The 18,035-nt window shown below is 65.6% G+C and carries 15 protein-coding genes; 7 read left to right on the top strand and 8 right to left on the bottom strand.

Going from position 1 to position 18,035, the window contains the following annotated elements:
- Positions 1 to 15 precede the first annotated feature (15 nt).
- From PQU96_RS04015 to bioB, 6 genes are all read right to left on the bottom strand, one after another.
- Positions 16 to 906: a patatin-like phospholipase family protein gene (locus tag PQU96_RS04015; protein WP_272770962.1), complete on the bottom strand. Its 891-nt coding sequence runs from the start codon at positions 904 to 906 to the stop codon at positions 16 to 18.
- A gap of 11 nt (positions 907 to 917) precedes the next feature.
- Positions 918 to 1,823: a malonyl-ACP O-methyltransferase BioC gene (gene bioC, locus PQU96_RS04010; protein ID WP_272770961.1), complete on the bottom strand. Its 906-nt coding sequence runs from the start codon at positions 1,821 to 1,823 to the stop codon at positions 918 to 920.
- Positions 1,820 to 2,584, bottom strand: a complete 765-nt coding sequence (gene bioH / locus PQU96_RS04005) for a pimeloyl-ACP methyl ester esterase BioH (RefSeq protein ID WP_272770960.1) — start codon at positions 2,582 to 2,584, stop codon at positions 1,820 to 1,822. The genes bioC and bioH overlap by 4 nt, the downstream gene beginning before the upstream one ends.
- A gap of 67 nt (positions 2,585 to 2,651) precedes the next feature.
- Complete coding sequence (locus PQU96_RS04000) at positions 2,652 to 5,528, bottom strand: bifunctional diguanylate cyclase/phosphodiesterase (RefSeq protein ID WP_272770959.1); 2,877 nt, start codon at positions 5,526 to 5,528, stop codon at positions 2,652 to 2,654.
- A gap of 92 nt (positions 5,529 to 5,620) precedes the next feature.
- Positions 5,621 to 6,772: an 8-amino-7-oxononanoate synthase gene (gene bioF / locus PQU96_RS03995; protein WP_272770958.1), complete on the bottom strand. Its 1,152-nt coding sequence runs from the start codon at positions 6,770 to 6,772 to the stop codon at positions 5,621 to 5,623.
- A gap of 114 nt (positions 6,773 to 6,886) precedes the next feature.
- Positions 6,887 to 7,855: a biotin synthase BioB gene (gene bioB, locus PQU96_RS03990; RefSeq protein ID WP_373316269.1), complete on the bottom strand. Its 969-nt coding sequence runs from the start codon at positions 7,853 to 7,855 to the stop codon at positions 6,887 to 6,889.
- A 75-nt stretch (positions 7,856 to 7,930) separates the two neighbouring features.
- Here bioB and PQU96_RS03985 point away from each other — a divergent pair, with 75 nt between their 5' ends.
- The 3 genes from PQU96_RS03985 to PQU96_RS03975 are packed head-to-tail and all read left to right on the top strand — an operon-like array spanning position 7,931 to position 10,045.
- Positions 7,931 to 8,650, top strand: coding sequence for a ComF family protein (locus PQU96_RS03985; protein ID WP_272770956.1), 720 nt, complete (start codon positions 7,931 to 7,933; stop codon positions 8,648 to 8,650).
- A gap of 38 nt (positions 8,651 to 8,688) precedes the next feature.
- Positions 8,689 to 9,153, top strand: coding sequence for a tRNA (uridine(34)/cytosine(34)/5-carboxymethylaminomethyluridine(34)-2'-O)-methyltransferase TrmL (trmL, locus tag PQU96_RS03980; RefSeq protein ID WP_047965962.1), 465 nt, complete (start codon positions 8,689 to 8,691; stop codon positions 9,151 to 9,153).
- A 40-nt stretch (positions 9,154 to 9,193) separates the two neighbouring features.
- Positions 9,194 to 10,045 (top strand): septal ring lytic transglycosylase RlpA family protein, encoded by an 852-nt coding sequence (locus PQU96_RS03975; protein ID WP_272770955.1) that lies wholly within the window; start codon positions 9,194 to 9,196, stop codon positions 10,043 to 10,045.
- 53 nt (positions 10,046 to 10,098) lie between these two features.
- Here PQU96_RS03975 and pdxR read toward each other — a convergent pair whose 3' ends face one another.
- Complete coding sequence (pdxR, locus tag PQU96_RS03970) at positions 10,099 to 11,622, bottom strand: MocR-like pyridoxine biosynthesis transcription factor PdxR (RefSeq protein ID WP_272770954.1); 1,524 nt, start codon at positions 11,620 to 11,622, stop codon at positions 10,099 to 10,101.
- 200 nt (positions 11,623 to 11,822) lie between these two features.
- Here pdxR and gabP point away from each other — a divergent pair, with 200 nt between their 5' ends.
- Positions 11,823 to 13,226 (top strand): GABA permease, encoded by a 1,404-nt coding sequence (gabP, locus tag PQU96_RS03965; RefSeq protein ID WP_272770953.1) that lies wholly within the window; start codon positions 11,823 to 11,825, stop codon positions 13,224 to 13,226.
- Positions 13,227 to 13,400: 174 nt separating this feature from the next.
- Here the strand turns inward: gabP and yihA are convergent, their stop codons facing one another.
- On the bottom strand, positions 13,401 to 14,048 hold the full coding sequence (gene yihA / locus PQU96_RS03960; protein WP_272770952.1) for a ribosome biogenesis GTP-binding protein YihA/YsxC: 648 nt from the start codon (positions 14,046 to 14,048) through the stop codon (positions 13,401 to 13,403).
- 91 nt (positions 14,049 to 14,139) lie between these two features.
- On the opposite strand from yihA, the gene PQU96_RS03955 reads away from it, so the two are divergent.
- The 3 genes from PQU96_RS03955 to ccsB all read left to right on the top strand — a co-directional run bounded on the left by PQU96_RS03955 (position 14,140) and on the right by ccsB (position 17,984).
- On the top strand, positions 14,140 to 14,757 hold the full coding sequence (locus tag PQU96_RS03955) for a c-type cytochrome (RefSeq protein ID WP_272770951.1): 618 nt from the start codon (positions 14,140 to 14,142) through the stop codon (positions 14,755 to 14,757).
- A gap of 72 nt (positions 14,758 to 14,829) precedes the next feature.
- Complete coding sequence (locus PQU96_RS03950) at positions 14,830 to 16,851, top strand: cytochrome c biogenesis protein ResB (RefSeq protein ID WP_272770950.1); 2,022 nt, start codon at positions 14,830 to 14,832, stop codon at positions 16,849 to 16,851.
- Complete coding sequence (gene ccsB / locus PQU96_RS03945; RefSeq protein ID WP_373316264.1) at positions 16,848 to 17,984, top strand: c-type cytochrome biogenesis protein CcsB; 1,137 nt, start codon at positions 16,848 to 16,850, stop codon at positions 17,982 to 17,984. The genes PQU96_RS03950 and ccsB overlap by 4 nt, the downstream gene beginning before the upstream one ends.
- The last annotated feature ends 51 nt before the right edge of the window (positions 17,985 to 18,035 follow it).

Raw genomic sequence — 18,035 nt, 5'->3', positions numbered from 1 at the left:
TGGCGCATTATGGCATCACTTGGCCGCGCTGCGCGCCGCCGACCAGCGCTCGATGGCCTGGCGGATCACCGGCAGTCCTTCGCGCGCCACCTTCTCGCCTTCCAGCATCGCCGCGCCGCGCTCGTCAAAATCGGCGGAACCGATGTGCAATACCCGCGGCCGCAGCGTGACGTTGGCCTGCTTCAGCTCCTGCGCCAGCGCCGCCTGGCTCATGATGTTGAGGCTCTGGTCGAGCAGGCTGAGGAAGCCGAGCGCGCTCTTGCCGGTGGGCTTGGCCGAGATGTCGACCGCGATCACGATGTCGGCACCCATCTCGCGGGCGGCGATCACCGGCACCGGGCTGGTCAGCCCGCCGTCGACATAGCGGCGGCCGTTGATGGTCACCGGCTGGAACACGTTGGGGATCGCCGCCGAGGCACGCACCGCGGTGCCGGTGTCGCCGCTCTTGAGCACCACCCGCGCGCCGCTGTCCAGATCGGTGACCACCGCGCCGAAGCGGCGCGACAGCTGCTCGATCTTCTTGCCGTCCACCTGCTGGTTGACCAGCGCCGCCAGCTTCTCGCCCTTCAGGAAGCCGGAAGTGGAGAAGGTGAAGTCGCGCAGGTCGCTCTCGTTGATGCGCAGCGCGCGGTAGCGCAGCGCCTCGCCGTCGACGCCGGAGGCATAGATGGCGCCGACGATGCTGCCGGCACTGGTGCCGGTGACGATGTCGGGCACGATGCCGTTCTGCTCCAGCACGCGGATCACGCCGACGTGGGCGAAGCCCTTGGCCGCGCCGCCGCCCAGCGCCAGCGCGATTTTCGGTTTCAGTACCGGTTTCGGTGCCACCACTGGCGGGGTCGGCGTGGTGCACGCCGCCAATAAAAAAATTGCAGCACTGGCTGCAATTCTGGATACAGACCACATGGGCAAGGCTCTCACTGCTTGGGTGGGGAACGGGTGAACTCGATCACCTGGCTACCATCCGCCAGGATGGTCGGTTTTTTCTTCGGCTGTGCCTTCCAGGCGTGGCCGTACAGCACTTCGTAGGTCGCCGGCAGCTGGCCGTCACGACGCCGCGTTTCGTAGGCGTCGCAGATCCGCTGCCAAGTGTGCTTGCCCATCAGACCACGATTGCGGCCGGCAGTTGCATTGTGGGCACCGATTGCCTTCAGGTCGTGCATCACCTCGCGCACGCTGTCGTAGGTCATCACGATCTTTTCCATGTCCATCACCGGCTCGGAGAAGCCGCAGTGCATCAAGGCATCACCCAGGTCGTGCATGTCGATAAACTGGTTGACGTGGGTGGCGCCGTCCACCGCACCGAAGGCGGCGCGCAGCTCGGTCAGCGTGTCCGGGCCCAGCGTCGAGAACATCACCATGCCCTCCGGTTTCAGCACGCGCTGGAATTCGGCGAACACGCTGTCCGGCACGTTGACCCACTGGATCGCCAGATTGGACCAGATCATGTCGACGCTGTTGTCGGCCAGCGGCAGGCGCTCGACGTCGGCGCACAGCTGCCACGGTGCCTGCCGGCGGAACAGGCGGCCGAGCATGCCCTGGCTGTCGCGCTGCTTCTCGCGCGACGCGCACAGCATGCCGTGCGCCAGGTCCAGCTCCAGCACCCGCGCCTGCGGATAACGCTGGCGCAGCATCGCCGCGCCATAGCCGGTGCCGCTGCCGGCGTCGAGGATCACCGCCGGTTGCAGCTTGATGTAGTCTAGGCGCTCGGCCATGCGGTCGGACACCTCGCGCTGCAGTACCGCGGCGGAATCGTAACTGGTGGCCGCCCGCTCGAACGAGGCGCGAACGCGGTCTTTGTCGGTGTAAAACGCTTCGCTCATGCGTGCTGTTCCAGGTGTAGTCGCAGGGCTTCGACAAAGTCCGTTTCATGCGACAGAAACGGTGCGTGCGAAGCCTGGGGAAAGTCGTAAAAAGTGGCGTCGGCAAGCTGCTCGGCCAGCCAGCGCCCGGCGCCGATCGGAGTGATCGCGTCGCGCGCGCCGTAGAACAGGCCAACCGGGCAGGCGATGGCCGGTGCCAGTGCGCGCGCGTCGGCGTGCAGCAGGCAGTGCAGCGCCGGCAGCAGGCCCTGCGGCCGGCCGTGGGCAAACAGCTGCGCCTTCAGCGCCTTCAGCGTGTCGCGTGCCGCCGGCGCGCCCATCATCTGCAGCGCGAGGAAGCGCTCCAGCGTCAGCTCGAACGCGGTGTCGAGATTGGCGCCGACGCCCTCGATTGCCGCGCGCGCCTGCGCGTGCGGCCACGCTTCGTCGCGCACGAAGCGCGGACTGGTGGCCACCAGCGCCAGGCTGCGTACCTGCTGCGGATGCTGCGCCGCCCAGTGCTGCGCGATCAGGCCGCCGAGCGACCAGCCGAGCAGGTGCACCGGCAGCGGAAAGTGGCCGGCGAGCGCGTCGGCAATCGCCGCCGCATCAAAGTGCGCGGCTGCGGCGCTGGCGCCGTGACCGGGCAGATCGACCAGGTGCAGGCAGAAGTCGGCTTCAAGGTTGGCCGCAACGCGCTCGAACACGCCGCCGTGCAGCCCCCAGCCGTGCAGCAGCACCAGGTCCGGGCCACGGCCGCGGGATTCTATAAACAGGGTCATCGACTAGTGCAAATGGGGCAAAACCCGATTTTCGCAATAGCGCGCCGAGAAAGAAAGCCCGCTGCGCTCATGCCAGCGAGGGCAGCAAACCGTTGCCGGCGCGCCCCAGTTCCTGCTGCATGCCGGCCAGCCGCGGCCAGTCCAGCTCTGCCGCCGGCGCCGGCCGCGCAAAGTAGTAGCCCTGCAGCCGCGGGCAGCCGAGCTGGCGCAGGGTCTGCACCTGCAGCATGGTTTCCACACCTTCCGCCACCACCTCCAGCCCCAGCGCCGCCGCCAGCGCCAGGATGGCGCGCACGATGGCGGAGGACTCCTCGTGGCAGTGGATGTCGCGCACGAAGGCCTGGTCGATCTTGAGCACGTCGAAGTGGTAGCGGTGCAGATAGGACAGCGCCGAGTAGCCGGTGCCGAAATCGTCCAGCGCGAGGCAGATGCCGCGCTCCTTCAGCTGCCGCATCACCTCGATCGCCACGTCCGGCACGTCGATCAGCGCGCTTTCGGTGATTTCCAGGTGCAGGGTGCCGACCGGCAGCGCGTGCTGCTGCATCAGCTCCTGCAGCCAGCCGACCAGTCCCGGATCGTGGAAGTGTGCCGAGGACAGGTTGATGTGCAGGCACACCGCGTGGTCGATACGGCCGCTGCCGTACCACTGCGCCAGCTGCGCGCAGGCGTGCTCGATCATGTAGCGGTCCAGCTTCAGGATCAGCCCGCTCTCCTCCGCCATCGGCAGGAACACGCTCGGCGCGATCAGGCCGCGTTGCGGGTGGTGCCAGCGCACCAGCGTCTCGAAGCCGGCCAGCTTGCCGCTGTGGCTGTCCACGATCGCCTGGTAGTAGGGCACCAGCTCGTGGCGGTTTTCCAGCGCGTGGCGCAGCTCGGCCTCCAGCGCCAGCTGGTCGGCCTGGTTGCGGCGCAGCTCGTGGTTGAACAGGGTATAGCCGTGACGGCCGCGCTGCTTGGTGCAGTACATCGCGTGATCGGCGTCGCGCAGCAGGTCTTCGGCGCGCGAGTAGTGTTCCTTGTCAGCCAGCACCAGGCCGATGCTGACGGTGATGAACAGTTCGCGGCCGGACAGCATGATCGGGCGCTCGAACTCGCCGACCAGCTTGTGCGCCAGCCGCTCGCACTCTTCCAGCGAATCGACGCTGCCAAGCAGCACCGCGAACTCGTCGCCGCCCAGACGGGCGAGGAAGTCGGTATAGGCGAGGCAGCTGCGGATGCGCTGGCCGGCTTCGGCGAGCAGGTGGTCGCCGGCGAGATGGCCGAGGGTGTCGTTGACCAGCTTGAAACGGTCGAGGTCGATGAACACCACCGCGAAACGCTGCGTCGGGTCGAGCTGGAACTGGTCCCAGTTGCGCTTCAGCACGCGCGAGAAGTAGCTGCGGTTGGGCAGCTTGGTCAGCGGATCGTGCAGGCTGTCGTGCTGCAGCTGGGCGTTGACGGCGTCCAGCTCGTTGGTGCGCTCCAGCACGCGCTGTTCCAGATCGGCATAGGCGCGCTGCAGCTCGTCCAGCGCCTGTACCCGCGCCAGTGCGCTGCCGATATGGTTGGCGACGAATTCCAGCAGCTCCTGATCGCGGTAGGAGTAGCTCACACCGGGCTCGTAGCTCTGCACCGCCAGCACGCCGCGCAGTTCGTTGCCGCTGTACAGCGGCACGCCCAGCCAGCTGCGCGGCTGCATCAGGTCGGGGTCGTCGCCCGCAGGCGGCTCCTGGCTGCCGGCGTCGGCCAGCAGCAGCGGCCGGCCGCTGTGCAGCACCTGCTCCAGCAGTGCGCGCCCCGGGCGCGGCCAGAGCGGATCGGTCAGGTACAGGTCGGAACAATAGGGAAAACTCAGCTCGTTGCGCTCGCTGTCGTGCAGGCACACCACGCAGTTACTGGCGTCGATGAACTCGGACAGCAACCGGTGCAGGCCGACGAAGAAAGCCTCCATCGACAGGCTGGTATTGGAGATGTCGCCGATGCGGAACAGCACGCTCTGCAGCTGCTCGGTGCGCTTTCGCTCGGCCACCTCGGCGTGCAGGCGGATATTGATGCCTTCCAGCTCGGCGGTACGCAGCCACACCTTCTGCTCCAGCTCGGCACGGTGCGCCAGCCGCTCCAGCGCGCTGGCGATGTGGTGGGCGATGAACAGGAAGGCATTCTGCGCCGCGTCGTCGAAGCGCGGCTGCGCATCGTAGCTCTGCACCACCACCGCGCCGATCACCTTGCCGGCGACGTCCAGCAGCGGCACGCCCATCCACCACGACGGCATCGGCCCCGGCATCGCCACGTCGTGCTGACGGCACAGCTGCTCGATCTCCGCTCCGGACAACAGCATGAAGGCTTGCTGGCGGCACAGCCAGGCGGTCAGCGACCGCGTCGACCCATCGCGGGGGAACGCCTCGTCCGACCGCGGCGGATGCGGCGCCATCGCGTCGGAAAAATAGGGGAAGCGCAGCGTATCGCCATCCTCGTCCAGCAGCGCGATATAGAAGTTGTCGGCCGGCATCAGGCGGCTGACCGCGCGGTGCAAACGCTGCAGGAAATGCCCGACGGTCTGCGACTCGTTGGCGAGGCGGTTGATGTCGAGCAGGGTATGGTGAGTGACGCGTGCCGCGCTCAGGTCATTGCTGAGGCAGGCACTGGTCAGGTGGCCGGTCAGCAGCAGCGCCAGCTGCGCGGTGCGCTCGCTGGCGGGGCAGCCATGCCAGAACAGGAAGCCGAGCGGCTGCTCGTGGCTGCCCAGTACCTGGCAGCAGACGGCAGCATCCAGTGGCGGCAGCGGAGCCTCCGCGACCGGCGCCGGCAGGGCGGACACATCCCCCCGCTGCGCCAGACAACGCCATGTGGCACCCAGCCGGCCCCAGACACTCGCTCCGCGTGGCGTCTGCCAGCAGAACAGGAAATCCAGGGCGGCTTCGGCGGCTTCTTCGGGCGAAAACAGAATATCAGCCGTGCTATTCATACGATTTTGGTTGAGCCCACTTCGCGGCCACGCAGCGGCACCGCGATTTTTTGTTATAGGGCAAACCTGGCAGGGCAACGGCAGCGGCCGGGTCAGCGCAACAGCCTGACCAGCGCCTGTGCCAGTTGTGAAATATCCTGCCCGGAATGCGCCGCCGACAGCGACACGCGCAAGCGCGCGGTCCCGGCCGGCACCGTGGGAGGCCTGATGGCGGGAACCCAGATCCCCGAATCCTGTAAGTCTCCTGCCATCTGCACGGCAGCCTCGTTGGCGCCAATAATAATCGCTTGAATTGGCATACGGGAAGGGCATAACCGGAAAGATGTATCGCGCAGTGCAGCACGCAATGCCAATATATGCTCTTGCAATAACGAGCGACGCCACGATTCCCGCTCGATCAGCTGCAAACTGGCCAGCACCGCCGCCGCCTGCGCCGGCGGATGCGCAGTGGTGAAAATATAGGTGCGCGCGCGATTGAGCAGCCAGGTCACCAGCTGGCGGCTGCCGGCGACAAAGGCGCCGGCCACCCCGGCAGCCTTGCCCAGCGTGGCCATGTACACCACGCGCGGGTGCTGCAGCGCGTGCTCGACCAGTGCACCACGGCCGTCACCAAGAATGCCAAAGCCATGCGCGTCATCAATATAAAGCCATGCGTCATAGCGTTCCGCCAGCTGCAGCAGTTCCGCCAACGGTGCTTCGTCCCCCTCCATGCTGTACACCGCGTCCACCACGATCAGTCGCGAAGCGGCTGACGTGTTTTGCAACAACTGCGCCAGATGCGCCAGATCGTTGTGGCGAAAACGCTTGAATTCGGCGCGCGACAGCTGGCAGGCGTCGTTGAGCGAGGCGTGGTTGAGCTTGTCGGCGAAGATGGCGTCGCCGCGGCCGACCAGGCTGCCGACCACGCCAAGGTTGGCCGCATAGCCGGAACCGAACAGCAGCGCCGCCTCGCAGCCGACAAACTCGGCCAGTGCCCGCTCCGCCCGCTCCTGGATGGCGAAGTGGCCGGCCACCAGCGCCGAGGCGCCGCCACCGACACCCCACTCCTCGATCGCCTCGCGCATCGCCTCCTTCAGCGCCGGGTGATTGGCAAGACCCAGGTAGTCGTTGCTGGCGAAGGCCAGGTAGTCGCGGCCGCCAATGCTGACGCGCGGGCCCTGCGGGCTGTCCAGTACCGCGCGCTGGCGCAGGCGGTGCTCGGCTTGCAATTGCGACAGGGCACCGGCGAGTTGATCGGGACGCATGCGGCCAACCTTTCCTTGTTTGATTCATGAAAAAAAAGCACCCGCCAGCGGCAAGGTGCTTTTCGATGATGCCACGGCCGTCTCGCAGAGGCACAGCCGATCGGGAACAGGCGCTTACAGCGGCTGCAGGCCCAGCTTCTCCATCAGCGCGCGGTCGGCGTCGACGTCCGGGTTGCCGGTGGTCAGCAGCTTGTCGCCGTAGAAGATGGAGTTGGCGCCGGCGAGGAAGCACAGCGCCTGCATCGCTTCCGGCATCTCGCGACGGCCGGCCGACAGGCGGATATAGCTCTTCGGCAGCGTCAGGCGCGCCACGGCGATGGTGCGCACGAACTCGGTCCAGTCCAGCGACTCGGCGCCGTCCAGCGGCGTACCGGTCACCTTGACCAGGTTGTTGACCGGCACCGATTCCGGCTGCGGGTCGAGGTTGGCCAGCTGCAGGATCAGCCCGGCACGCTGCTCACGGGTCTCGTTGAGGCCGACGATGCCACCGCAGCACACCGACAACCCAGCGCCGCGCACCTTGCCCAGCGTGGCGAGGCGGTCTTCGTACTCGCGGGTCTGGATGATGTCGGCGTACTTGTCCGGCGCGGTGTCTAGGTTGTGGTTGTAGAAGTCGAGGCCGGCATCCTTCAGCTTCTCGGCCTGGCCGTCCTTCAGCAGGCCGAAGGTGGCACAGGTCTGCAGGCCCAGCGCCTTCACCTGCTGCACCATGTCCAGCGTCTTTCCCAGGTCGGCATCCTTGGGGCCGCGCCAGGCGGCGCCCATGCAGAAGCGGCCGGCGCCGTTGGCCTTGGCGTGGCGCGCGGCCTCCACCACCTCGTCCACCGTCATCATCGGCTGGTTTTCCACCGCCGTTTCATGGTGTACCGACTGCGGGCAGTAGCCGCAGTCCTCCGGACAGCCGCCGGTCTTGATCGACACCAGCGTCGACAGCTGCACGCGGCTAGGGTCGAAGTGCTGGCGATGGACCTCGGCGGCACGGAACACCAGTTCCATGAACGGCAAGTCGTACAGCGCCTCGATCTCCTGCTGGCTCCACAGCGCGGATTCGGGGTGCGGGGTGGCGGGACGCTGGAATTGCATGGTGGCCTGGGTCATGGTGGGCTATCGTCACTGTCTGAGAGTCAAAACTGGGCGAATCTTGCGCGAGGGGCGACCATGCTGTCAAACGTGATTAGCAGCCCTCTTAACAATTGCCTTATTTTTGAGCAACACTGCCAGCTATGCGGCCAACGTCCGTGTGCCGGCGGCGTCTGTCCGGCCTGTGCCGCCGCGCTGGCAGGCCCCGCCGCGACGCGCTGCCCGGTGTGCGCCGCGGCGGCAGCCAGCCACCTGGTGCCCTGCGGCCATTGCCTGCGCAGACCGCCGGCGTTTGCGCGCCTGCACGCCGCCTACGGCTACGACTACCCGCTGGACGGCCTGATCGGCGCCTGCAAGTACGGCCGCCAGCCGGCGCTGCAGGGCGCGCTCGCCAGCCTGTTGCGGCAGCAGTTGCAGAAGGTGGCCGAACGGCCGGAAATCGATCTGGTAGTCGCCGTGCCGCTGGCGCCGGCGCGGCTGGCGGAACGCGGTTTCAACCTGCCGGATGCCCTGGCACGGGCAGTCGCTGCTACAATCGGCGGCCGCCTTGTCCACGACTTGTGCGTGCGCAAACGCAACACTGCGCCGCAGGCCGCGCTCGACCGCCGCCAGCGGCTGCGCAATGTACGTGATGCTTTTTGCGTAAAGCGCCGCTGTGACGGGCTTTCCATCGCCATCGTCGATGACGTCGCCACCACCGGCGCCACCCTCGATGCGCTGGCCAAAGCACTGCAAAAAGCGGGCGCAAAACGGGTCGAAGCCTGGGTGCTTGCCAGGGCTTCCGACCACAAAATTTGACCAACCTGTTGATTTACCGGATTATTCACCCCGCAACGATGTTTACTGTTGTTCTCTACCAGCCGGAAATACCGCCCAATACGGGCAATATTATTCGACTCTGTGCCAACACCGGCTGTGAACTGCACTTGGTCAAACCGCTTGGTTTTCCGCTCGAAGACGCCAAACTGAAACGCGCCGGACTCGACTATCACGAGTACGCCCGCATGGTGGTCCACGAGAACTGGGAAGCCTGTCTGGCCCACCTTGGGCCGCGCCGCATCTTCGCGGCCACCACCAAGGGCGCCACGCGGCACGACCGCATCGCCTTCCAACCCGGCGATGTCTTGCTGTTCGGACCTGAATCACGCGGCTTGCCCCAGGAAGTCCTGGACAGTCTCCCGACTGACCAGCGGGTGCGGTTGCCGATGCGGGCCGAATCACGCAGTCTCAATCTCTCTAACGCTGTCGCTGTCCTCGTGTTCGAGGCCTGGCGTCAACACGGTTTTGCCGGAGGGATCTGAGCCAGTTCACTGAGTTGGCGCAACAGCATAGGAGAGGTTCATGCGACCTTTTTACCGATGGCTGTGGCTTGCGTTCATCAGTGCTGTACTGGTGGCCTGTACCACCGTCAGACCGGCAACTGCCACCCAGACAGCCAAGGTCACGACCAAAAAATCGCCTGCCAAAACAGGTGCCTACTTTCAGAATGACGGCCCGGGCAGCAATATCCCGGTTAACCTGGACCTGGTTCCGGACGCCGTTCCCCAGTCAGAACCGCTGATCGCCGCGGCCAACCTGCCCTACACCGCGCTGGGCATGAGCTTCCGCCCGGACAAGAGCGCCAAGCCTTACCGCAAGACCGGGCGCGCCTCCTGGTACGGCAAACAGTTCCACGGTCGCAAGACCAGCTCCGGCGAACGCTACGACATGTTCGCGATGACCGCGGCGCACCCGACGCTGCCAATCCCGAGCTATGCCCGCGTCACCAATGTCAGCAATGGCGAATCGGTGATCGTGCGCATCAACGACCGCGGCCCGTTCCACAGGAGCCGGCTGATGGACCTCAGCTATGCCGCCGCCTATCGCCTGGGCTACGTCAACAACGGCTCGGCCGAGGTGCTGGTCGAACGCGTGTTCCCGGTTGCCGGCAGCGAGCGCATCGCCACCAAGCCACCGGCGATGCAGGCTGCCGCCAGCGATCCGCTGTACCTGCAGCTGGGCAAGTTCTCGCGTCTGGCCAAGGCCGAGGCCGAGCTGAAGAAGCTGCTGGCCGACGACAGCCTGCACGACGACAAGCTGGCCATCGTCAATCATGACGGCATCTACAGCATCCGCATGGGCCCGTTCCAGGGCGACCACGAAGCGCTGACCGTCGCCAATGCGCTCAACGTGGCACCGGTGATTACCCGTTAAGCCCGCCTAGCCAAGCCTCACCGCCTGCCTACCCCGCGTAGCCAGGCGGTTTTTCATGGCAACGGCGCGAGGCCGATACCGGCCGCCTTGATCACCGCGGCCAGGGTGGCGAAGTGGCCGGCGATATCCTGCTCGTGCACGTGGGCGTAGCCCAGCAGCAGGCCCTGCTGGGCCGGTGCCTCGCCGCGGTAGTAGGCACTCAGCGGCCGGGTGAGGATGCCCTGCTGCAACGCGGCCTCGGCAATGGCGTGATCGTCGCAACCGTCGGGCAGCCCCAGCACCAGATGCAGGCCGGCGGCGCCGTCATGAATCGGCAGCCGCTCGCCAAAGTGCGCGGTGATCGCCGCCAGCAGCGTCTCGCGCCGTAGCGCATAGAGATGGCGCATGCGGCGGATATGCGACACGAAGTGGCCCTCGGCGATGAAATCCGCCAGCACCGCCTGCGTCAGGTACTGCCCGCCACGGAACATCTCCGACAGCCCGGTCTGGAAGCTGGCGACCAGCGACTCCGGCACCACCATGTAGGCCAGCCGCAGCCCCGGGTAGATCACCTTGGAAAAGGTGGCGAGGTAGATCACCCGCCCGTGGCTATCCAGCCCCTGCAGCGACGGTAGCGGCGGACGGCCGTAGCGGAACTCGCTGTCGTAGTCGTCTTCCACGATCCAGCTGTTATGGCGCCGCGCATAGGCGAGCAAGCGCCGCCGCCGCGCCAGGCTCATCACCGCGCCCAGCGGGTACTGGTGCGACGGCGACACGTAGATCAGCTTCGGCACCCCCAGCCGCGCACCCTCCTCCACCTGCAGTCCGTCGCCGTCGACCGCCACCGGCTGCGTGTCGAGCCCGCTGCTGCGCCACACGCTGTGCACGCCCCAGTAGCCCGGATTCTCCACCCAGGCCGTGTCACCGACATCGCCCAGCAGCAGCGCGATCAGCTGCAGCGCCGCGTGCGAGCCGTTGGTGACGATGATCTGCTCCGGGGTGCAGATCACGCCGCGCGAACTGCGCAGGTAGTCGGCCAGCGCGCTGCGCAGCGCCGGCAGGCCGGGACCGACGGAGTAGGTCAGCAAATCCGGCTGCGGCTTGCGCCACTGGCGGTTGTGCAGCCGCATCCAGGTGCGCGACGGAAAGGTACGCACCTCCGGCACCCCCGGCATGAAGGCGCCCCACTGCTTCGCGCCGGCGCCGGCCTGCGCCACCAACTGCGTGCCGCGCTGCGAGATCTCGGCCTGGCTGTCGGCACCATGCCGGACGGGCGCCGGCTCGCGCCCGGGCAGGCGTTCCGGCCCGGTATCCAGCACGAAGGTGCCGCGGCCAACCCCGGCCGCCAGATAACCCTCCACCACCAGCCGTTCGTAGACGTGGATCACGGTATTGCGCGCGATGCCCAGCTCCTGCGCCAGCTGCCGCGACGACGGCAGGCGCAGCCCCGGCGGCAGCACCTCCTGCAGGATGCTGTCACGCAGCAGGCGATACAGCTGCAGGGTGTTGGATTCGGCACTGTCGCGGCGGAAGTGTTGCAGCAAGAGATCCGCCAGCATTTGCTGCAGCGCGATCTGGGACGAGGATGGGGAGGCCATGGCAGGAAACCCGCGCTGATTGGTTCTATTAAAAAAACACGATTGGGTCTAATTTTATCACCAATCAGCCCGTACACTGCCGCCGGCTTTTGCTTGCAATCACAATCGCTGCTGCCCTGCACACCCCAGCAACCCAATAACGGTCTCGGCGCGTCCGCGCACGAGCACCAGGCAGCCGCGTTAACGGAGAATCGACCCCAATGAGTACTTCCTCCCCAGGACTGAGCCACGGGCTCAAGGAACGGCACGTCACCATGCTGTCCATCGCCGGCGTGATCGGCGCCGGCCTGTTCGTCGGCTCCGGCCACGCCATCGCCGAAGCCGGCCCGGCCGTGCTGATCGCCTACGCCATCGCCGGCATGCTGGTGGTGCTGGTTATGCGCATGCTCGGCGAAATGGCCGTCGCCTCGCCGGACACCGGTTCGTTTTCCACCTACGCCGACCGCGCCATCGGTCACTGGGCCGGCTACCTGATCGGCTGGCTGTACTGGTGGTTCTGGGTGCTGGTAATCCCGCTGGAGGCCACCGCCGCCGCCACCATCCTGCACACCTGGTTTGCCGGCGTGCCGCTGTGGGCGTTTGCGCTGGGCATCACCGTGCTGCTGACCATCACCAATATGTTCAGCGTGAAGAACTACGGCGAATTCGAATTCTGGTTTGCACTGGTGAAAGTGGTGGCCATCGTCGCCTTCCTCGCCATTGCCGCCGCCGCCATGATGGGCCTGATTCCGGGCAGCCAGGTCAGCGGCGTGTCCAAGCTGTTCGACCACGGCGGCTTCATGCCCAACGGCTTCGGTGCCGTGCTGGGTGCGATGCTGACCACCATGTTCACCTTCCTCGGCACCGAGATCGTCACCATCGCCGCCGCCGAATCCGACAATCCGCAGCAGCAGATCACCAAGGCCACCAACTCGGTGGTATGGCGTATCAGCCTGTTCTACCTCGGCTCCATCTTCGTGGTGACCTCGCTGGTGGCGTGGAACGATCCGCAGTTGGCCGCACTGGGCTCCTACCAGCGCACGCTGGAGCTGATCGGCATCCCCAACGCCAAGGCCATCGTCGACGTGGTGGTGCTGATCTCGGTCGCCAGCTGCCTGAACTCGGCGCTGTACACCGCCTCGCGCATGCTGTACTCGCTGTCCACCCGTCGCGACGCAATGCAGGTCTTCAACAAGACCGCCAGCAACGGCACGCCGCAGAACGCGGTACTGGGTTCGATGGTGGTGGGCTTCATGATGGTGATCGCCAACTATCTGGTGCCGGAAGCCGTCTTCAACGTGCTGCTGGCCACCTCCGGCGCCATCGCGCTGCTGGTCTACATGGCGATCGCCATCTCCCAGCTGCGCATGCGCCAGCGCATGATTGCCCGCGGCGAGACCCCGGCGTTCAAGATGTGGCTGTTCCCGTGGCTGACCTGGGCGGTGATCCTGTTCATCGCCGCGGTGCTGCTGATCATGGCCTTCCGCCCCGACCACCAGATCGAGGTGCTGAGTACCGGCGTGCTGACCATCCTGCTGCTGCTGGTCGGTTGGGTCCGCTCGCGCCTGCTGGGCACCAACTGGCGCCACAGCAGCACCACGCTGGCGACGGCCAGCGCCGGCTGAACGCCCCCGAATACCCTAGCTGTCTGCTTGCCCGCCTCTGGCGGGCTTTTTTTCATGCTGCGGCCAACGTACGGGCAAGAAAAAACCCCGGCATGGGCCGGGGTCAACACCTTTGCAGGCTCCTGCTCAGGGAGGTGAAGCAGGAAGGTGTGAACACCTGCTTACTTTGACGGCTTACTCGGGCAAAGTTCCGGCGGCACCGGGATTTTCTTCGCCGGCGACATCGTTCTCGGCCACCGCGGCGAACCAGTCCTGCACCTGCTGCTCGACCTCGGCGGTGCCGGTCTTCTTCGAGCTGGAAAACAGCTGGATGCTGATTTGCGGGTAGTCGTGCAGTTCTTTTTTGACCGAGGCCAAGACTTTCTGCTGCTCCTGACGCGATAATTTGTCGGCTTTGGACAGCAGGATGTGCACCGGACGGTTGGTCTCGCTGAAGAACTCGATCATCTTCCAGTCCAGATCGCGCAGCGGCCGACGCGAATCCATGATCAGCAGCAGGCCGATCAGGCTGGTACGCGACTGCAGGTACTGCCCCAGCAGCTCCACCCAGTGCGCGCGCACCGCCTCCGGCACCTCGGCGTAGCCGTAGCCGGGCAGGTCGACCAGGTAGCGCTCCTGGCCGAGGTCGAAGAAGTTGATATGCTGCGTGCGCCCCGGCGTCTTGGACACGAAGGCCAGGCGGGTGCGGTTGCACAGGGTATTGATGGCGCTGGACTTGCCGGCGTTCGAGCGGCCGACAAAGGCGATCTCGGCGCGGGTCGGCGGCAAATCCTTAAGATGATTTACGGTGGTAAAGAAGCGGGCGTTCTGAAAGATCGTCATAGTAGTAAGTGTAAAGTCAGTTGGTATAGAATAGCAGGTTTGAAATTGCCACCTTTACAGATATTTACGCAATCTCTCTCTAGGAGTGACCATGAAACGTAAGATGCTGTTGGCGATCGCTGCCGCTACCCTCGCCGGTAGCGCACTGGCCGCCTCCCCAGCTGTGACCCATGGCGATGTCGCCAAAGGCAAAGTGATTGCCGAGCAAGTGTGTGCCGCCTGTCACGGTGCGGACGGCAACAGCGTGGCCTCCGCCAACCCGTCGCTGGCTGGCCAGCACGCCAAATACCTGGAAAGCCAGCTCAAGGCTTTCAAGAGTGGCGAGCGCAAGAACCCGATCATGCTGGGCATGGCGTCCAGCCTGTCCGATGCCGACATGAAGAACGTGGCCGAGTACTTCAGTGAGCAGAAGCTGAAGCCGCGCCAGGCCAACGACAAGGCTCTGCTGCCAGCCGGCCAGAAGCTGTACAAGGCCGGCAACCCGGTGACCCGCGTTCCGGCCTGTATGGCCTGCCACGGTGCCGCCGGCAAGGGTTACCCTGCCCAGTACCCGGCACTGGGTAGCCAGCACGCCGCCTACATCGTCAAGCAGCTGAACGACTTCAAGGCCGGCACGGACCGCAAGAATCCGATCATGGCCGACGTGGCCATGCGCATGTCTGATGCCGACATGAAAGCGGTAGCAGAATACATTTCCGGCCTGCGTTAAGCGCAACTTTTTGCTGCTGACACGTTCCAAAGGGGGGCCTTCACGCCCCCCTTTGTCGTGCTTAGAAAATAAATGAAACCCAATAAGCCTTCTGCATCGAATGTTCACCACGCGTACGAGCTGTTCAGCTCGATGCGTTTCGCCATCGGTTTGCTGACCATCCTGGCCATCGCCTCGATCATCGGCACCGTGCTCAAGCAGAACGAACCCTATCCCAACTACGCCTTCGAATTCGGCCCGTTCTGGTTCGCCGCCTTCGAGAAGCTGGGTCTGTACGACGTCTACCACTCGTCGTGGTTCCTGCTGATCCTCGCCTTCCTGGTGCTGTCCACCACGCTGTGCATCATCCGCAACGGCCCCGCCTTCCTGCGCGACATGAAGAGCTTCCGCGAGCGCGCCACCGACAACTCGCTGCGCGCGATGCGCCACAGCCAGCAGCTGGACCGGCCGCTGGACGAGGCACAGGCGATGCGTCTGCTGCAGGGCCACGGCCTGCGCGTGAAGCGCGCGGCGCGCGACGACGGCAGCGTGCTCCTGGCGGCCAAGAAGGGCAGCGCCAACAAGCTGGGCTATTTCTTCGCCCACATCGCGATGGTGGTGATCTGCATCGGCGGCCTGATGGACGGCAACCTGCCGCTCAAAATCGGCGAGCTGACCGGCAGCATCAAGCCGGAAACGCGCGACCTGCCGCAGGCGCAGATTCCGGAGCAGAGCCGGCTCGGCACCGGCAACCTGTCGTTCCGCGGCAGCGTGACGGTGCCGGAAGGCAAGAGCGCCGACGTGATCTTCATGAACAGCGGCAACGGCTACCTGGTGCAGGAGCTGCCGTTCATCGTCACGCTGAAGAAATTCCACGTCGACTACTACAGCAACGGCATGCCCAAGCTGTTCGCCAGTGACATCGTGGTTACCGACAAGGACAGCGGCAAGACCTCCGAACACACCATCAAGGTCAACCACCCGCTGGTGGTCGACGGCGTAGCCATCTACCAGGCCAGCTTCGGCGACGGCGGCTCGCCGCTGCAGCTGAAGGCGTGGAACCTGCAGACGCCGCAGGCGGCACCAACCGAGATCAAGGGCAACTCGCTGGGCGCGCAACCGCTGAAGGTCAACGGCCGCGACTACAAGCTGGAATTCGGCGAACTGCGCGTGTTCAACGTGGAAAACACCGGTGCGCCGGGCAGCGACGACAAGTCGCTGGAACAGCGCCTCAAGGACGCACGCTCGGTACGGCAGGACACCAAGGCGCTGAAGAACATCGGCCCGTCGATCAGCTTCAAGCTGCGCGACCAGCACGGCCAGGCGCGCGAATACCAGCACTACATGGCGCCGATGCAGCAGGACGGCGAGTGGTACCAGGTGGCCGGCGTGCGCAGTGACGTGGGGCAGCCGTTCCAGTACCTGCGCCTGCCGCTGGACAAGGACATGAGCATCGCCAGCTTCATGCGCCTGTACGCGGCGCTGAAAGACCCGACGCTGTACGACGAGATCCGCAAGCGCACCACCGCCAAGGCGATGCAGGGCCAGGCGATCAGCCCGGCGATGCAGCAGCAGTTCTCCGACAGCGTGCGCTGGGTGCTGTCGCGCTTCGCCGAGGGCGGCTTCAAGGCGCTGGAACAGTTCCTCGACGACAAGGTGCCGGCCGACAAGCGTCAGGCCATCGCGCAGACCTACATCAAGATCCTGCAGGGCGCAGTGGTCGACGTGATGGACGTGGCGCAAGCCAAGGCGGGCCTGGCGCCGTGGCCGCAGGACGCCAAGCACTACCGCTTCCTGCTCGACGGTCTGGTCGGTGCCAGCGCGCTGCAGGACTACGCGGCACCGGTGTACCTGGAAATGAGCGGCTTCGACCAGGTGCAGGCCTCCGGCCTGCAGATGACGCGCTCGCCGGGCAAGAACGTGGTGTATCTTGGCTCGTTGCTGCTGGTGATCGGCATCATCCTGATGTTCTACGTCCGCGAAGTGCGCGTCTGGCTGCTGCTGCAGCGTGACGGCACCCGTCTGGCGATGACGTCCAACCGCCATAACCGCGATCTGGACCAGGACTTCGAACGCATGGTCGGCTATCTGAACAAACAGGCTGGAGAAGCATGATGGAGATGGTGTTGCAACAACCGCTGTACAAGCGTCTGGCCGCCGGTGACTGGCTGTACGCGCTGCTGATCGTCGTCGCGGCCGGTTACAGCTTCAGCCTGTACGGCAGCGCGATGGACTACTACGAACAGCTGATCCTGGTCGGCAGCAGCATCGGGCTGGTGGCGCTGGGCTGGTTCTGGCCGAGCTGGCGCTGGTTCTTCCCGCTGGCCGGCAGCGTGTCGCTGCTGGCAATCCAGCTGTACGACCACAATCTGGCGCGCGCGGCGGAAAGCTTCGGCCTGAAGTACCTGCTGTCCAGCCAGTCGTCGTTCATGTGGATGTGCACGCTGTTCTTCCTCGCCACCGTGCTGTACTGGGCCGGTACCCTCTCCCGCGCCGGCCTGCTGATGCGCATGGGCAGCGGCCTGACCTGGGCGGCGGCGGTATTCGCGCTGGCCGGCCTGTTCACCCGCTGGTACGAGAGCTACCTGATCGCCGCCGACGTTGGCCGCATCCCGGTCTCCAACCTGTACGAAGTGTTCATCCTGTTCTGCCTGATCACCGCGCTGATGTACCTGTACTACGAGGCCAAGTTCGCGGTGCGCCAGGTCGGCGCCTTCGTGCTGCTGGTGATCAGCGCCGCGGTCGGCTTCATCCTGTGGTACACCTTCGATCGCCAAGCGCACGAAATCCAGCCGCTGATCCCGGCGCTGCAATCGTGGTGGATGAAGATCCACGTGCCGGCCAACTTCGTCGGCTATGGCGCGTTCGCGATGTCGGCGATGATCGGCGTGGCGCAGCTGCTGATCCGCCGCGGCATCCTCGCCAGCCGCCTGCCCTCGGCCGAGGTGCTGGACGAGGTGATGTACAAGGCCATCGCCGTCGGCTTCCTGTTCTTCACCATCGCCACCATCCTCGGCGCGATGTGGGCGGCGGACGCCTGGGGCGGCTACTGGAGCTGGGACCCGAAAGAAACCTGGGCGCTGATCGTGTGGCTGAACTACGCCGCCTGGCTGCACATGCGCCTGGTCAAGGGCTGGCGCGGCGAGCCGCTGGCGTGGTGGGCGGTGGTCGGCCTGCTGGTGACCTCCTTCGCCTTCATCGGCGTCAACATGTTCCTGTCCGGCCTGCACTCCTACGGCGCGCTGTAACACCCAAGGTTGGCCGCATGCGGCCAACCTTGTCACCCCCGCGACCCGGCC

Source organism: Vogesella margarita, from assembly GCF_028548475.1.
Taxonomy (GTDB): domain Bacteria; phylum Pseudomonadota; class Gammaproteobacteria; order Burkholderiales; family Chromobacteriaceae; genus Vogesella; species Vogesella margarita.
The sequence above is the reverse complement of the archived record's forward strand: the minus strand, read 5'-3'. Positions and strand labels throughout refer to the sequence as shown.

Coding starts and splice junctions, on each gene's coding strand:
- bioC (WP_272770961.1), bottom strand. CDS start 1,823: ATGAGCGAAGCGTTTTACACCGACAAAGACCGCGTTCGCGCCTCGTTC.
- bioH (WP_272770960.1), bottom strand. CDS start 2,584: ATGACCCTGTTTATAGAATCCCGCGGCCGTGGCCCGGACCTGGTGCTG.
- bioB (WP_373316269.1), bottom strand. CDS start 7,855: ATGCAATTCCAGCGTCCCGCCACCCCGCACCCCGAATCCGCGCTGTGG.
- PQU96_RS03975 (WP_272770955.1), top strand. CDS start 9,194: ATGCGACCTTTTTACCGATGGCTGTGGCTTGCGTTCATCAGTGCTGTA.
- PQU96_RS03985 (WP_272770956.1), top strand. CDS start 7,931: ATGCTGTCAAACGTGATTAGCAGCCCTCTTAACAATTGCCTTATTTTT.
- PQU96_RS04000 (WP_272770959.1), bottom strand. CDS start 5,528: ATGAATAGCACGGCTGATATTCTGTTTTCGCCCGAAGAAGCCGCCGAA.
- pdxR (WP_272770954.1), bottom strand. CDS start 11,622: ATGGCCTCCCCATCCTCGTCCCAGATCGCGCTGCAGCAAATGCTGGCG.
- gabP (WP_272770953.1), top strand. CDS start 11,823: ATGAGTACTTCCTCCCCAGGACTGAGCCACGGGCTCAAGGAACGGCAC.
- ccsB (WP_373316264.1), top strand. CDS start 16,848: ATGATGGAGATGGTGTTGCAACAACCGCTGTACAAGCGTCTGGCCGCC.
- bioF (WP_272770958.1), bottom strand. CDS start 6,772: ATGCGTCCCGATCAACTCGCCGGTGCCCTGTCGCAATTGCAAGCCGAG.
- PQU96_RS03950 (WP_272770950.1), top strand. CDS start 14,830: ATGAAACCCAATAAGCCTTCTGCATCGAATGTTCACCACGCGTACGAG.
- trmL (WP_047965962.1), top strand. CDS start 8,689: ATGTTTACTGTTGTTCTCTACCAGCCGGAAATACCGCCCAATACGGGC.
- PQU96_RS04015 (WP_272770962.1), bottom strand. CDS start 906: ATGTGGTCTGTATCCAGAATTGCAGCCAGTGCTGCAATTTTTTTATTG.
- yihA (WP_272770952.1), bottom strand. CDS start 14,048: ATGACGATCTTTCAGAACGCCCGCTTCTTTACCACCGTAAATCATCTT.
- PQU96_RS03955 (WP_272770951.1), top strand. CDS start 14,140: ATGAAACGTAAGATGCTGTTGGCGATCGCTGCCGCTACCCTCGCCGGT.